This is a genomic window from Erythrobacter sp. (genome assembly GCF_038133525.1).
In the GTDB taxonomy this organism is placed as follows: domain Bacteria; phylum Pseudomonadota; class Alphaproteobacteria; order Sphingomonadales; family Sphingomonadaceae; genus Qipengyuania.
Window position 1 is genome coordinate 1 of sequence record NZ_JAYPTL010000067.1, and the last position, 15376, is coordinate 15376.

Here is a 15376-nt window from a genome sequence, read left to right on the forward strand (position 1 = left end):
CAATGACGCCTCGATCGTGCTGCCCGATGCCGATGTCGAAAAGGTCGCCGAGCAGCTGTTCTGGTCGAGCTTCACCAATGCCGGGCAGATCTGCGTCGCGGCGAAGCGCATCTACATCCATGAAGACATCTACGACGACCTGAGCAAGGCGATCGCCGAATATGCCAAGGGCGTGACCGTGGGTGACGGATCGCAGCAGGGCACGGGTGTCGGCCCGATCCAGAACAAGAAGCAGTTCGATCGCGTGTGCGAGCTGATCCAGGATGCCAAGGACAAGGGCTACAAGTTCCTGACCGGCGGCAATGTCGATCCTTCGGGCACCGGCTATTACGTGCCGATCACGATCCTCGACAATCCGCCCGAAGACGCGCGGATCGTGGCCGAGGAACAGTTCGGCCCGGTCATGCCGCTGATGAAGTTCTCGACCGTCGACGAGGTGATCGCGCGGGCCAACAACTCCGACTACGGGCTGGCCGGGGCGGTTTGGACCAAGGACGTCGACAAGGGCGTCGAGATTGCCGAGCAGCTCGAAACCGGCACGGTGTGGGTCAACGAGTTCCTCCATATCTCGCCGCTGGCCCCCTTCGGCGGGCACAAGCAGTCGGGCTTCGGCGCGGAATACGGGCTCGATGGCCTCAAGGAATTCACCTATCCGCAGGTGATCACGGTCAAGCGCAACGCGGCGGTCTGACGCCTAACCGAGCGCGCGCAGGGCAGCTTCGTCGTCCACATCGGCGAGGGTGCCCTGCGGTGCCGCGACCAGCTCTGCCGCGCCCAGCAAGGCGCGGGCGCCCTTGTCGCCGCTGGCAAGCACCAACCGGTCGAAATGCGTGCTGCCGAAAACGGCAGGCGGCATCGCAGCCGCGCCATCGGTAGAGGCGACCAGCGCCCCCTCTCCTCCTGGGCTTGCCCGTGTGAGCAAGGCGGCGAAATGGGCCTGGGTCACCAGCGGCATGTCGGCAAGCGCGATCAGCAGCTGATCGACCTCAGCCTCTCTGGCTAGCCGCCCCGCGAGGGCCACCGAAGTTCCCATGCCCTGCGCGGCATCCACGTTCAGGATCGGCTCGAAACCCGTCTCCACCCAGCCGGGAACGCAGGGATGCCCCGGATCGGAGACGATTACCCAGCGATGGGCGAAGGCGAACCGCGCCAGGGTGTCGGCGGCGTGCAGGCCCAGCATTCTGCCACGGAAACCCGCCGCCAGCTTGTCGCCGCCGAACCGGCGCGATTGCCCGGCGGCGAGCAGCGTCACCGCAAGGCGCGGGGCGTCACCCAAGCCCGGCCTCGAAGGGGGTGTCCTGATAGGCCTTGACGATCTCCGCCAGCGCCGAAAGCGCCAGCGTGTCGGGATCGCGCGAGGAATGGAACATACCGATCGGTGCGTGGATGCTGGCGACCTGCCGTTCCGTCATGCCCGCCTGCGCCAGTGCCTCGCAGCGCAGTGCGTGGGCGCGGCGCCCACCCATCGCCCCGAAGTAGAAATGCGGCAGCGCCAGCGCGCGCAGCATCAGCGCCAGTTCCCAGTCGTGATCGTGGAAAAGGAAGACGAAGGCGGTCCAGTGGTCGCCGTGCAGCCCGTCGGTCTCGGTGGTGCGGGTAAGCTGGCTGGCCGCCAGCCCTTCGCCGGCAAGCGCGGCCACCAGATCGCCGTCGGGCGACAGGACTTCGACCTCGAGATCCATGGTCCGGGACAGGCGGGCGAGCGCGGAAACACCCGCGCCATGGCCGACCAGCACCAGTCGCGGCTGCGGCCAGTGCCCGAAGCGCCCGCAGCCGCTGGCAAAATCGAAGGCGGGGCTGGCCCAAGCCGCTTCGAAGGTTGCGCCATCGGGCGTGATCGCGATCGAGAACGGCCTGCGTGCGGCCACCGCAGCCAGGCTGGCCTCTACCAGCGCTGTGTCGGCAAGCGGCTGGAAATGGATATCGAGCCCGCCGCCGCAGGGCAGGCGAATATCGAGATAGGGCGAGCCCGCGCCGAAGCGCACGATCCGCGGCGCACCTTCGTCAAGCGCGGCCAGCGCCTCGGCCACCACTGCGTTCTCGATGCACCCGCCCGATAGCGAGCCGTTGAAGCTGCCGTCCTCGCACACGCCCATATGCGTGCCGGGATTGCGCATCGAACTGCCTTCGACCGCCAGTACGGTGACCAGCACGCAGTGCTGGCCCTGGCCGAGTTTCCCCGCAAGGAAGCGAAATACGCGCGGGGAATCCATCGGGGGTCTATCCGGTGATCCCGGTGAGATAGGCGATGATCGCGGCGCGCTTGGCTTCGTCGCTCACCGCGCCTGCGGCCATCGAGGTGCCGGGCACCTTGGCAGCGGGATTGGCGATGAATGCGTCAAGTTCCGCTTCGCTCCAGGTGATGCCCGATCCCTTCATGGCGTCCGAATAGGCAAAACCGGCCAGCGTGCCGGCCTTGCGCCCGACCACCCCGGCGAGATTGGGCCCGACGCCCGAAGCGCCGCCCGGTTCGATCGAATGGCAGGCCGCGCAGGCGGCGAAAGCGGCCTTGCCCGCCGCAGCCGGGTCGGCAGCCGCGCCGTCGGATGTGGCTGCCTCAGAAGGAGCGGCCACGGGGGCTCCGGGCTCGCGCACCACGATCTGTTCGACCGGCGGTTCGGGATCTGATCCGCAGGCCGCGAGTGCCAGTGCGAGGGTCAGGACCAGGGGACGGGCGAGAGTATACTTGTGCATGCACCGAATCTCCTCTGCGCTCAGGCGAACTGCTTGGCGAAGGGCATTTCGCGCAACCGCTTGCCCGTTGCGGCGAAGATCGCATTGGCCAGCGCCGGGGCGACCGGGGGCAGGCCCGGCTCGCCCGCCCCGCCCAGCGTCACGTGATCGCCATTGATGATCTCCACCGCGATGGCCGGACATTCGTTCATCCGCAGCATCTTGTAGTCGTGGAAATTGCTCTGTTCGACTGCGCCATCCTTGAGCGATATCTCGCCATAAAGCGCGGCGGTCAGGCCATAGACGATGCCGCCTTCCATCTGGTTGCGGAAACCGTCGGGGTTCACCGCGAAGCCCGGATCGGCCGCGCACCACACCGTGACCAGCCTGGGCGATCCCGAAGTCATGTCGACTTCAACCACCTCGGCCACGATGGTGCCGAAGGATTCGACCAGCGCCACGCCCTTGCCGTGGCCTTCGGGGGTGTTGCCCCAGTCGGCCATGGCGGCGACCTTCTCCAGCACCGCCTTGTGGCGCGGCGACTGGCCCAGCATTCCCAGCCGGAATTCGACCGGATCCTTACCAGCGGCGCCAGCGGCTTCATCGATGAAGCTTTCGATGAAGAAACCCTGCTGCCCATGGTCGACCGATCGCAGCGAAGCGAAGGGTAGGAGCAGTTCGGCCTCGGCCACGCGGATCGACTTGTTGGGGATGTCGTAGAAGGCGCAATCGAACGACCCCGGCGGGTCGTGCCGCTGGGTGAACACATTGTTGTAGGCCACCAGCTTGCCGTTCTGGTCCAGCCCGCCCTTGAAGCGGCTGATATCGGCGCAGCGGAACAGGCCCTTTTGCGTATCTTCCTCGCGCGACCAGATCATCTTGACCGGATAGCCGGTCGCCGCGCCAATCCGCGCGGCCATGGTCACGTAATCGGTTTCGAGCCGTCGCCCGAAGCCCCCGCCCAGTAGCGGGTGGTGGATGGTCACATCGTCGGTGCTCAGCCCGGTGGCCTTGGCTGCTGCGGTGCGCGCCATCAGCGGCACCTGCGTGCTGGTCCAGACATCGCACTTGCCGTCACGTACCCATACCGTGGCGTTCATCGGTTCGAGCGGGGAATGCGCGAGATAGGGTGCGCGATATTCGACCTCTACCTTGGTCGCAGCGCTGCCGAATGCCTCCACCGCATCGCCATTGCTGGCCGCCTTGTCGCCGCCGTCATCACCGGCTTCGTCGAGCGCGGCGGTGAAGCGGGCATATTGGTCGTCGCTGGTGCGGATCGTACTCTCGGGTTCGCTGTATTCGGCGGTGATGAGGTTCAGCGCCTGCTGCGCCTGCCAGTACCCATCGGCCACCACTGCGATGAAATCGCCCATGTTGAGGATCTGCAGCACGCCGGGCATGCCTTCGGCCTGTTCCGCCTTCATCGAGGTCACGCGTGTCCCCGGAACCGGTACGCGGCGCACCGCGGCGTAGCTGAGTTGCTGGTCGGGCACGACTGCGTCGATCCCGAAGCTGGCCGAGCCATCGACCTTTGACGGAATATCGAGCCGCGGCGCGTCGGTGCCCATCAGGCGATAGGCCTTGGGCTGCTTGAGCGGCGGGGTCTGCGGCATGTCCTGTTCGGCGGCAGCTGCGGCGAATTCGGCATAGGGGGCCGATTTGCCCGATGCGGCGTGGCTCAGCATGCTGTTGGCAGTCGTGATCTCACTGGCCGGGACGCCCCAGCTCTTCGCCGCTGCGGCGACCAGCATGTGCCGCGCGGCTGCACCCGCGATGCGCATCGTGTGCTGGCCGGTCGACCGGACCGAGGAACTGCCGCCGGTGATCATGGCGTCGGCCAGTCGCCCGATATTGGTGAACAGCCCGTTCCAGGTCGGCTCGAGCCAGTCGGGTGCGTCGACCGTGCCCGGTGCGACGAACAGCCGCGCGGTGTCGGTGACGATGTAATTGCCGTCTGCTGGCGCCTGCATCACCCGCACCATGGACCAGTCGGCGTCAAGCTCGTCCGCCAGCATCTGGGCCAGCGCTGAATGCGCGCCCTGGCCCATCTCGCAATGCGGGACGATCGCAGTAGCGACATTGTTGGCGTCGATCTTGAGCCAACTGTTGATCAGCTGTTCGCCTTCGCCATTGGCGACGATCGGGCCAAGCTTGCCGACCGGGTTGCCCGGGCGCACGCCGACGCCGATCAGCAATGCGCCGCCGGTAAGGACACCCGCGCCGATGAAGCCGCGGCGGGTCCATTTGGCCGCGCGGCTACGCTGCGGCTTGGGATTGTCGGCATTGTCCATCACGCAGCCTCCTCGGTCGAGGTGGGTTCGATCCCGGCGGCGACCTTGATCGCGCGGCGGATGCGGACATAGGTGCCGCAACGGCAGATATTGCCCGACATGGCGGCGTCGATCTGTTCGTCGGTGGGGCGCGGATTGTCGCGCAGCAGTGCAGTGGCCGCCATGATCTGGCCCGACTGGCAATAGCCGCATTGCGGTACCTGTTCGCTGATCCAGGCCTGCTGGATCCGGCTCAATTCGCCATCGGGTCCGGCGATACCTTCGATGGTTGTGATCGCCTTGCCCTCGGCCTCCGACACAGGCGTCGAGCAGCTGCGGATCGGCTGGCCATCGAGGTGCACGGTACAGGCCCCGCATTGGGCGATGCCGCAACCGAACTTGGTCCCGGTCATGCCCAGTTTTTCGCGAATGACCCACAGGATCGGCGTGGCCGAATCGGCTTCTACCGTGGTCGGTTTGCCGTTGATCGTGAAGCTAACCATTGCGATTGCGCACCCTCTGTCGAAATGTTCTTGTGTAGAATGGGCGAGCGCAAACCAGTTGTCCACCGCAACCGATCTTCGAGGTCAAATTTGAAGCCGAGTTCCGTGGGTTAGCTTTCCCACGTGGGCCTTTCGAAGGTGACCAGTTCGGCGATCTCGCGCGATTGCGGGCCGATGGTCAGGGCATTTGCCACGCCGGGCAGGACGGCGACCGAGAAGATCTCGCCAATCGCGCCTTCGAGATAGAACCACTGTTCGAGCGCGCCCGTTTCCAGCGAGACGACGGCAATGCCGCAGCGCGCCTCCTCGCCGCGTTGCGCCAGTGTTTCGTCCAGCGCCAGGCCTTCGAAGCGCCCATCACGCGGTTTCGACAGTCCGATGAGTGCATGATTGCCGAACAGCGCCAGCCCGCGCAGGAAGCCGGGCTGGAAGCACAGGGGATCGAACCGGCCACTATCGAGATCGATCCGGCCCAGTTCCCCTGTGCCCGAATTGAGCACCCACAGCTCCCCCTCGTGCCAGCGGGGCGAATGCGGCATGGACAGGCCCTGCGCCACGATTCGGTCGCTGGCGATGTCGATCACCATCCCGCCGTCGCGCCGGTGTGGGCGCCAGCCATCCTTCACGTCCGATCGGGCCACGGCGGTGACGTAGCGAGGTTGGCCATCGACCATGGCGAGGCCGTTGAGGTGGCAACGATCCTCGGGCGCCAACACGCTGATGAAATCGGGCTTCCACAGGGGGCGGAAACTGTGTGTCAGGCTGGGTTCGCACAGGCAGGAATAGCGCGTGTTGACCACCACCACGCCGCCATCGGCGCGGATGCCCAGCTCATGGAAATCGATGTTGCCCATCACTTGCATGTTGCGCGGGATATAGAGCCGGTCATGCTTGCCATTGGCGCGTTCGTTGGGGGCGAGGACGTTTTCGAGCCGGACGAGCTGGGTCAGCGTGCCCAGGTAGATCCGCTGCGCATCGCCGACCACGCCCATCGCCTGCGGATAGAACGCCTCGTGCACCGCCAGCTTGCCGTCGGGCGAATGGCCGACGAGGTAGAGGTAGCCTGACTGGTAGGAAGTGAAGGCGAGCGAGATGCCGGCTTGGGCGAGATAGTCGGCAAGCCCGGGCGAGAAGTCGAGCGTCACCTTCGGCGGTTCGCCTGATGGCGGCGGGGGCGGCGCTGCGGTCTCGCTCATCGCGCCAAGGCCTAGCGCGTCATGCAGCGCGGCGCCAGTCAGGCGGGCGCGTAGTCGGGGAAGTTGGTAGCGCAGGCTGCAAGCATCGCGCGCACCGCCTGCGGATCGCCCGCGGCAAGCCCCGGTGGCGGGGGCTGCATCTTCGCCTGCGGGGGGAAGGTGCCGTAACCCGCGAAAAGGCAATGCCAGCTCATGGTCGCATAATGCGGCGCGCCGTCATGCTGCTGGTTGTTGAGCTGGGTGATGTCCTCGTGGGTGAACCAGGCGGTCATCATCGCCTTGAGGTTATCAGACAGCGCATGGTTCGCCGCATTGTCGCGCCAGTACTGCGCGTCGCTGCGCTGGTTGAGCCGGTAATGTGCCACGATGTAGTCGCGGATACCCTCATACTTCGCGGCGATGCGGCGATTGAAGGTCTCGCGGTGTTGCGCGGAGAAACCGCCGCCCTCATAGGCCTTGGCGAAGTCGAGCGCGGTGGCGATCACGATATGCAGCGCCGTTGCTTCGAGCGGCTCGATGAAGCCCTGCGACAGGCCCACCGCCAGGCAGTTGCGCGTCCAGCTGTCCTCGACCCGCCCGACTCGCATTTGCAGGAACCGCGCATCGCCTTCGTCGACCATCCCGATCGCCGCGCGGAGTTCGGCCTCGGCCTCTTCGTCGGAGATGTATTTCGACGAATAGACATAGCCGTTGCCGACCCGCGAGGTCAGCGGGATCGACCAGCGCCAGCCAGCCGCCATGGCAATACTGTCGGTCTGCGGCTTGATCGGCTGGCGATGCGCGGTCGGCATCACCACGGCGCGATCGTTGAACAGGTTGTCGGCGAAAGGCAGGAAGCGCACACCGAGCTTCTGTTGGGCGATGATCGAACGGAAGCCCGAACAATCGACGAAAAGGTCGCCCTCGATACGTTCGCCGCCTTCGCACAGCAGCGCAGCCACATTGCCCTCTACGTCGATCTCTACATCGACTACGCGAAGCTGTGCGTGGACTACATCGCGCGCAACCGCCCATTCGCGCAGGAATCCGCCCAGCCTGTGCGCGTCGAAGTGATAGCCATAGCTCGGTGCGAAGGGGAAATTATCGTTGGGTTGCGGTGCCTTGCGCGCTTCGGCCAGCGTCTCGGCCAGGAACCAGTCGTCCGGATGCGCGGGCACGTCCACGCCCCGTCGCCGCAAGGCGCAATTGCGCAGGAACTGCGGTTCGGTGTGCAGGTCGACCGGGCCGGGGAAGGGGTGGAAATAGCTCTCGCAGCCCGCCTGCTCGCTCCAGCCGGTGAAGCGGATGCCCAGCTTGAAGGTCGCGTCGCAGGCCGCCATCCACTCGGCCTCGGCGATGCCGAGGTGGTCGAAAAAGGCCTTGAGCTGCGGGGTTGACCCTTCGCCAACCCCAATGATCCCGATCTCGGGGCTTTCGACCACCGTGACCGATCCACCCCGTGTACCCCATTCCCTGTGCAGCAGGCAGGCGGTGATCCAGCCTGCGCTGCCGCCGCCGAGCACGACGACGCGGGGAGGTGTGGGAGTGCTCACCGCTTGAGCGGTATCAGCCGCACTGCAAATCCGCCACCCGGTGCCATGCGCAGATCGAGCGTATCGGCTGCGGTGACGCGCTTTCCCTCGATGACGATGTCGAACCGCGCCTCGCCTTCCCAATTTGCGGAAGGTCCATCGCGATAGATCTGGGCGCGGTAAGTCCTATCCGGATCGAGGAATGCCAACGAGACCCGGCTGTCGCGACCCTGCTCGTCGGCCACCCCGCCGAGATACCAGTCGGAGCTGTTCCGGTCCTTGCGCGCGGTGATCACGTAGTCGCCCACCTGCGCATCGAGCACGCGGCTTTCCGCCCAGTCGGCGGGCACATCCTTGATGAACTGGAAGGCCTTGGGATACTTCGCGTAATTCTCAGGCAGGTCGGCCGCCATCTGGATCGGCGAATAGACCACCACATATTCCGCCAGTGCCCGCGCCTGTGTCATCTGCAGCGGCTGCCCGCGGCCCTCCAGGCTGAGGACACCGGGGGTGTAATCCATCGGGCCTGCCAGCATGCGGGTGAAGGCCAGCGTCGGGATATGGCTCGGCCCGTTAGGCGGTACGCCCCAGGCATTGAATTCCATGCCCCGCGCGCCCTCGCGGGCGACCCAGTTCGGATAGGTCCGCCGCAAGCCGGTGTCCTTGACCGGTTCGTGCGCGTTGATCGCAATGTGCCGCTTTGCCGCCGCGGTCACGACCTTCAAGTGGTGGCGCTGCATCACCTGGCTTTCGGTGCATTCGCGCGTCTCGCTGCCATCCGCATGGACATAGCGCAGGTTGCAGGCATCGGTGACGTAGCCCGTCTTGATGGTCTTCACGCCGTGCTGGGCCATCAGGTCGAGCCCGGCTTCGAGCTGCGCCTCGTAATTGCCGATGTCGCCCGAGGTTTCGTGGTGGCCAATGATCGGCACGCCCTTCTTCGCAGCGTAGCGCGCCAGCTCGTCGAAATCATAGTCGGGATAGGGCTGAGTGAAACTGAACAGCGACCCATTGAAGAACCAGTCGCCATCCCAACCGACGTTCCAGCCTTCGACCAGCACGCCTTCGAAGCCGTTCTTCGCGGCGAAATCGATGTAGCGTTTGACGTTGGCGGTGGTCGCGCCGTGGATCGGGCCCGATCCCCAGCTCTCTACCGCGAGATGCATGCCCCACCACACGCCGACATATTTGTGCGGCTTGAACCAGCTCACGTCGCCCAGCTTGTTGGGTTCATTGAGGTTGAGTTCGATGTTGCTCATCGCCAGCCCGGCAGCATCGTCCGAGATCAGGATCGTGCGCCATGGGGTGGCAAAGGGTACATCGCGCACGGCACGCGCTGCGCCGCTTCCGGTGGGGGCCAGCGTGGCGCGGAAGTTGGTACCGGTCGTGCGCTTGACCCACATGCCGGCGAAATCCACCAGCGCGGCTTCGTGCAGTGCGATGTGCGTGCCGTCAGTCGTGCGGAAGGTCAGCGGTGTGTGCGCGACCGAAACGCCCGAGATCGGCGTTTCTTCATAGAGGTATTCGTAGCGGTTCCACTCGCCACCAGGGATCCACCAGGCGGTCCCATCCTGCGCGATATTGAACTCGGTCAGTTCCTCCGCGATCCGCACGGTCTGGCCCATGCTCGCGTCGTCGAACATGTAGCGGAAACCGATGCCATCATTGAATACGCGGAAAACCACGCCAAACTTGCGCTTCGCATCGCTCAGTTCTTCGAAGCGAACGGTCAGTTCGTTGTGATTGTCGCGGACGAAGCGCTGCTCGCCCCAGGGCTGTTCCCAGGTTTCGTCATGGCTCGCGCGGCTGCTCCCGACCACGGCAAGGCGACGTTCCAGCTTGTCCTGATCGGTCAGCAGGAAACCGAGGCGACTGTCGGTGATGACTGGCTTGTCGTCCCTCTCGACGCGGTAGAATGGCCGCCCTTCACCGTTTACGTCGACGGTAATGGTCAGGTGACCATCGGGCGAACTGACGGTCTCTCCGGCGAGCGCCGTCGGTGCGGTGGCCAGCAGGAGGGCCGCAAGGAGCAAACGGAAGAACGTCATAGTTCGAGGACCAATGCAGCGAAGGGAGGAAGGGAGGTCGGGCTCGCACCGTTGACGGCGGCGATCACAGCTCCGGGCTGCAATTCCGACGGAATTACCAATGTCGCGGCGCCCAAGTTGAACAGGCATCGGACCGCTTGTCCATCGCTCTGCCGCTCGATCAGGAAGACTCCGTCGACTTGCGTGCAGCGGGTCACCGCCCCGTGATGCAGCGCCGGATTGGCGTTGCGCAGCGCCAGCATTGCGCGGGTGTGGTTGAGCAGCGAACCCTTATCGGCTTCCTGTCGGTCGACCGCACGGGTGAGGTTGTCTTCACCCACCGGTAGCCATGGTTCGCCGATGGTGAATCCGGCGTGCTTGGCATCGGCTTGCCAGGGCATCGGCGTGCGCGCGCCGTCGCGGCTCAATGTCAGCGGCCAATTGGCGATCGCTTCGGGGTCGTGGAGCTGCTCGAACGGGATATCGACCTGGGTGAGGCCCAGCTCCTCGCCGTAGTAGAGGATGATATTGCCGCGCAGGCAGGCGAGCAGCAGCATCTTGAGGCGCGCAGCGGGGGCGTGCTGGTCTGCGCTCCACCAGCGGCTGATCGCACGCGGGGCGTCGTGGTTTTCGAACGCCCAGCTCGGCCAACCTATGCCTTCCTCGTCTGGCCATTGTGCCAATGCGGCCGAGATCGCGCCAGGCGTCAGCTTGTCAGCATAAAGGAAGTTGAAGCCATAGGCCGAATTAAGATGCGTATTTCCCGCGGTGAAGGCCTTCATCTCGGCCTCCGCTTCGTCCCCGCCGACTTCTGCCACCGTGAACACCGCATCGTATTCGTCGGTCAGTTCGCGGATCCGCGCGATGAACGCCGGGATATCGGGGTGCGACTGGTTGTACTTCTTCAGCTGGAAATCGAATGGCCGACTGCGCGGGCGATCGCTGGCGGGGGCCGGCGGATTGTCGCGTAATTCGGGATCATGCATGGCGAAATTGAGCGCGTCGATCCGGTAACCGTCGACGCCCCGGTCCAGCCAGAAGCGCATCACATCCAGCACCGCGTCCTGGACTGCCCGGTTGTGCAGGTTGAGCTGCGGCTGCGAGCTCAGGAAGTTGTGCATGTAATACTGGCCGCGCCGGGCATCCCACGTCCAGGCGGGCCCCCCGAATACCGATTGCCAGTTGGATGGTGGCGACCCGTCGGGCTTGGCATCCGCCCAGACATACCAGTCGTTCTTTGGATTGGTGCGGTCCGAACGGCTTTCGGCGAACCAGGCGTGTTCGTCCGACGTATGCGAAAAGACCTGATCGATCAGGACTTTCAGTCCGAGCTCGTGCGCGCGCGCGGCCAATGCGTCGAAATCGGACAGCGTGCCGAAGATCGGATCGACGTCGCAATAATCGGCGACGTCATAACCGAAGTCCTTCATCGGCGAGACGAAGAAGGGCGAGATCCATATGGCGTCCACGCCAAGCGAAGCGACATGCGGCAGGCGCTGCGTGATGCCGGGCAGGTCGCCAATTCCGTCGCCGTTCGAATCCTGGAAGCTGCGCGGATAGATCTGGTAGATCGCCGCGCCCTTCCACCACGGCAGGGCAGCACTTTCATCGGCGACCTGGGCGATCGCGGCTTGGCGGTTCATTCAATTGTCTCCGAAACTCGGCAGAGTGCCCAACCGAAGGCGGGCAGGGTAAATGCGGCGCTGCCCGGCGCGGTAACCTGGGCGGGGCAGGCGCCGGATAGGGTCTCGAGGCCGCGTGCGCCATAGCCAAGGGCTACGTTGACATCACGCGGTGCGCTGCCGGTGTTGAACACGGCGAGATATTCGGTGCCGTCGACGGGATCGAACCGGCTTACCGCGAAGATGCCGGGACCTTGTTCATAGTGGCGGACCACTTGCTTGCCACGGGTGAGTGCGGGGTGGTTCCTGCGGATCGCGCTGAATTCCGCGATCAGCGCGAAAAGCGGATGGCTCTCGTCGAAATTGCTGGCCGCTGTGGTCGCGTCGGTGCCGATCAGGTCGTTGTCGTTATAGACCGCGGTCTTCGACGGCATCATGTCCTCACGGGCAAGCTGGTCGCCGCCGTCGCCGACGAAGCCCTGCTCGTCACCGTAATAGATGACCGGTGCACCGCGCAGGCTGAGCATCATCGCATGGCCAAGCATCACACGCTGGAACAGTTCTTCCTGCGAGATATCGGGCTTGTCGGCTTTGATGAGGGTCGAAAAGCGACCCATGTCGTGATTGCCAAGGAAGGTCGGCAGGTTGCGCGCTGCGTCCTCGCCACCTTCGTAGAGCACGTCGCCGTCGAACATGTGCGCCAGGACGACGGTACCCTGGTCGCGACCCAGCAATTCGCGCATCGCCGCCTGGAAAGCGAAGTCGAGCACCGCAGGCAGTTTGTCGCGGCGGGTGTACTGGGCAATGTAGCCGCTGTCGGGCACGTCCTTGTAGACTTCGCCGAACATGGTGAAGTTGGGGATGCCGTTTTCATACGCGACCTTTTCGATCGCCGGGACGAATGCCTGCCAGAAGCCGGGATCGACGTGGCGGGCAGTGTCGATCCGGAAGCCGTCGATCCCGAAATCGCGCACCCAGCCCGAGAAGATCTCGATCATTCCCGCGCGGACACGCGGGTGTTCGGTAAACAGGTCGTCGAGCCCGGCAAAATCGCCGAACCGGCTATCCTCGCCGGTGAAGCTGCTGTTTCCGCGGTTGTGGTAGTAGATCGGGTCGTTGAGCCAGGCGGGAACCTTCACGTCCTTCTCGGATGCCGGAACGACCGGTCGATAGGCGTATCCCGCATCGGTGAGTTTCGCGAAGTTCGCTTCCGAGCTGTCTTCGTCTCCCATGAAGCCGGGATTGGTCGGCTGACCATCGGGTTTGCCGCGGGTCGAATAGGGATAGTCAGCTTTGCTGCGATATTCGAAGTTGGTCTCCGCGCCGTCGGAATAGGTGATGACGTCGGCAGTGTGGTTGGTGATGATGTCCATATAGACCTTCATCCCGCGCGCATGGGCCGCGTCGACGAAGGCCTTGAATTCGTCCCGGCTGCCGAAATGGCTGTCGGGGCGGGTGAAGTCGGTCACCCAATAGCCGTGGTATCCGGCACTCTCATCGCCTGCCGGGCCTTGTACCGGCTTGTTCTGGAAGATCGGTGCGAACCAGATCGCGGTGATGCCGAGCTTCTCGAGGTAGTCGAGCCTGCTGGTCAGGCCCTTCAGATCCCCGCCATGATAGAAGCCCTTGGCGGACGGGTCGAAGCCGGTCTTCAGACGATCGCCGCGAAAACCGCCCTTGTCGTTCGACGGATCGCCGTTCTCGAACCGGTCGGGCAGCACGAAATAGACGACCTCTTCCGAAGGAAGCCGATCGCGCATGGCTGCCTTTGCCCCGTCGGACGGCGGCTCGGCATAGGCCAAGGACGCCATGCCAAGAGCCAGAAGGGGCAGGACGGATCGGATCATGCGGGCACTCCCTGGGGATTGGTTGTCTTGAGCATGGTTTGCACAAACTGGAGATGTGTCGGCATCCGCCGCACTTCTTCGACGAGCATGGCTTCGGTTCCGTCGAGCAACTGCCGCAGGTCGCCTTCCGGCATTGCATCGGCAAGCGGATTGTAACCACGCGCTTCGACACCCTGACCGACCAGGACCTGGAACCAGCCAACTTCTGTGAACAGTTCTTCGTGCTCGCGATGAATGAAGCCGCTTGCTTGCCACTGGGCGATCTTGGCGTTGAGCGTGTCGGGCAGGTCCATTGCCCGTACGCCATCCCAGAAGACTTCGCCCTCGCGCGCATTGGCGTGATAATGCAGGATCAGGAAATCGCGGATGCGGGCCCATTCGAACGCGCATTGCGCGTTGAACCAGTCGACCAGGGCAGGATCGGGCTTGCCCGACGGCAAGACGCTCAGGAATCGGCTGATGGTCGACTGGATAAGGTGGATCGAGGTCGATTCCATCGGTTCGAGGAATCCGGCGGAAAGGCCGATGGCCAGGCAATTGCCACGCCACATTTCCCGCCGGACGCCGGTGGTAAAACCGATGGGGCGCGGATCGGCGAGGGGTGCACCGTCAAGATTGCCGAGGAGCGTTTCGGCCGCCTCGTCATCGCTCAAATGCGCACTCGAATAGACCAGCCCATTGCCGATGCGGTGCTGCAACGGGATCCGCCACTGCCATCCAGCCTTACGCGCAATGGCGCGCGTATAGGGCGTGAAATCCCCGCCATTCGCGCAGGGGACGGCGAGCGCACGGTCACACCGCAGCCACCGGGTCCAGTCCTCATAGCCCGTGTCGAGCGTCTGCCCGATAAGAAGGGCGCGAAAGCCCGTGCAGTCGAAGAAGAAATCACCCTCGATGGTGCGTTCGCCATCGAGCTGCAGTGATGTGATTGCCCCGCTCTCGCCATCGCGCGCGACATTCTCGATCAACCCTTCATGGCGCACCACCCCGCGCGCCTCGGCAAAGCGGCGTAGGTGGGCGGCGTAGAGCCCCGCATCGAAGTGATAGGCGTAAGGCATCTCGGGAGCGCCGGGGGCCCGGCGCCTGCGCTGCATGCACAGTGTGCGGGCGGCGAGTTCGTTGAGTGAATAGCGCATCAACGGCTTGGCGAAGCCGAGTTGCTTTGCGCGCAGCCAATAGTGCTGGAACGGAAGCAGCCCCGCGCGTCGGCCGATTGCACCGAAGGCGTGCATGTAGGCCTCGCCTTCGCGCAGCCAGCCATCGAACTCGATGCCAAGCTTGAAGGTCGCCTTGGTCTCGCGAACGAACTCGGCCTCGTCGAGGCCCAGCGCGCCATTGAACAGGTGAATCTGGGGAATGGTCGCTTCGCCGACGCCGACAGTTCCGATGGCGTCGCTTTCGACCAGTGTGATTTCGGTGCCGGGAGGGGCAAATCGGGCCAGTGCAGCGGCCGCCATCCAGCCGGCGGTTCCACCTCCGGCGATGATGTAGCGCATGTGTTTGCCGCTATCAGATTTTGAGTGGGTCATGATCGAGTCGATCCCCCTGGGTCAAATTCCGACCGGGCCATAGCAGGCCATCCGGCATCAAGGCCAAAGTGGGGGCGGGGCGGCCGGGAGGAGAGTGGCCGCCCCGCAAGTCAGTTCTGCGTCAGAACTTGTAGGTGAAGCCCGCCAGGAAACGACGGCCGTAGATCTGGTAGTCGATCACCTGGTTCCGTTCTGCAC

At 64.5% G+C, this 15376-nt stretch carries 12 protein-coding genes; 1 reads left to right on the plus strand and 11 read right to left on the minus strand.

Going from position 1 to position 15376, the window contains the following annotated elements; translation table 11 throughout:
- On the plus strand, positions 1 to 691 hold a 691-nt coding region (locus AAFM29_RS14520; protein ID WP_341713505.1), incomplete at its 5' end, for an aldehyde dehydrogenase family protein.
- Positions 692 to 694: 3 nt separating this feature from the next.
- On the opposite strand, the gene AAFM29_RS14525 is transcribed toward AAFM29_RS14520, so the two are convergent.
- The 11 genes from AAFM29_RS14525 to AAFM29_RS14575 all read right to left on the minus strand — a co-directional run bounded on the left by AAFM29_RS14525 (position 695) and on the right by AAFM29_RS14575 (position 15145).
- Entirely contained in the window at positions 695 to 1276 is a 582-nt protein-coding gene (locus AAFM29_RS14525) for a nucleotidyltransferase family protein (RefSeq protein WP_341713506.1), read from the minus strand.
- Entirely contained in the window at positions 1269 to 2213 is a 945-nt protein-coding gene (locus AAFM29_RS14530) for an XdhC family protein (protein ID WP_341713507.1), read from the minus strand. Before AAFM29_RS14530 ends, AAFM29_RS14525 begins: the two co-directional genes overlap by 8 nt.
- Before the next feature lie 7 nt (positions 2214 to 2220).
- On the minus strand, positions 2221 to 2694 hold the full coding sequence (locus AAFM29_RS14535) for a c-type cytochrome (protein ID WP_341713508.1): 474 nt from the start codon (positions 2692 to 2694) through the stop codon (positions 2221 to 2223).
- 20 nt (positions 2695 to 2714) lie between these two features.
- Positions 2715 to 4964 (minus strand): molybdopterin cofactor-binding domain-containing protein, encoded by a 2250-nt coding sequence (locus tag AAFM29_RS14540; protein WP_341713509.1) that lies wholly within the window; start codon positions 4962 to 4964, stop codon positions 2715 to 2717.
- Positions 4964 to 5446, minus strand: a complete 483-nt coding sequence (locus AAFM29_RS14545; RefSeq protein ID WP_341713510.1) for a (2Fe-2S)-binding protein — start codon at positions 5444 to 5446, stop codon at positions 4964 to 4966. The genes AAFM29_RS14540 and AAFM29_RS14545 overlap by 1 nt, the downstream gene beginning before the upstream one ends.
- Before the next feature lie 110 nt (positions 5447 to 5556).
- Positions 5557 to 6642, minus strand: coding sequence for a TIGR03032 family protein (locus AAFM29_RS14550; protein WP_341713511.1), 1086 nt, complete (start codon positions 6640 to 6642; stop codon positions 5557 to 5559).
- A gap of 38 nt (positions 6643 to 6680) precedes the next feature.
- Positions 6681 to 8174: a tryptophan halogenase family protein gene (locus tag AAFM29_RS14555; protein ID WP_341713512.1), complete on the minus strand. Its 1494-nt coding sequence runs from the start codon at positions 8172 to 8174 to the stop codon at positions 6681 to 6683.
- The gene (locus AAFM29_RS14560) at positions 8171 to 10201 is read right to left on the minus strand and encodes a glycoside hydrolase family 97 protein (RefSeq protein WP_341713513.1); all 2031 of its coding nucleotides are present in this window, start codon (positions 10199 to 10201) and stop codon (positions 8171 to 8173) included. Before AAFM29_RS14560 ends, AAFM29_RS14555 begins: the two co-directional genes overlap by 4 nt.
- On the minus strand, positions 10198 to 11823 hold the full coding sequence (locus tag AAFM29_RS14565; protein ID WP_341713514.1) for an alpha-amylase family glycosyl hydrolase: 1626 nt from the start codon (positions 11821 to 11823) through the stop codon (positions 10198 to 10200). Before AAFM29_RS14565 ends, AAFM29_RS14560 begins: the two co-directional genes overlap by 4 nt.
- Complete coding sequence (locus tag AAFM29_RS14570) at positions 11820 to 13649, minus strand: alpha-amylase family glycosyl hydrolase (RefSeq protein WP_341713515.1); 1830 nt, start codon at positions 13647 to 13649, stop codon at positions 11820 to 11822. Before AAFM29_RS14570 ends, AAFM29_RS14565 begins: the two co-directional genes overlap by 4 nt.
- Positions 13646 to 15145, minus strand: coding sequence for a tryptophan halogenase family protein (locus AAFM29_RS14575; protein ID WP_341713516.1), 1500 nt, complete (start codon positions 15143 to 15145; stop codon positions 13646 to 13648). The genes AAFM29_RS14570 and AAFM29_RS14575 overlap by 4 nt, the downstream gene beginning before the upstream one ends.
- Positions 15146 to 15376 lie beyond the last annotated feature (231 nt).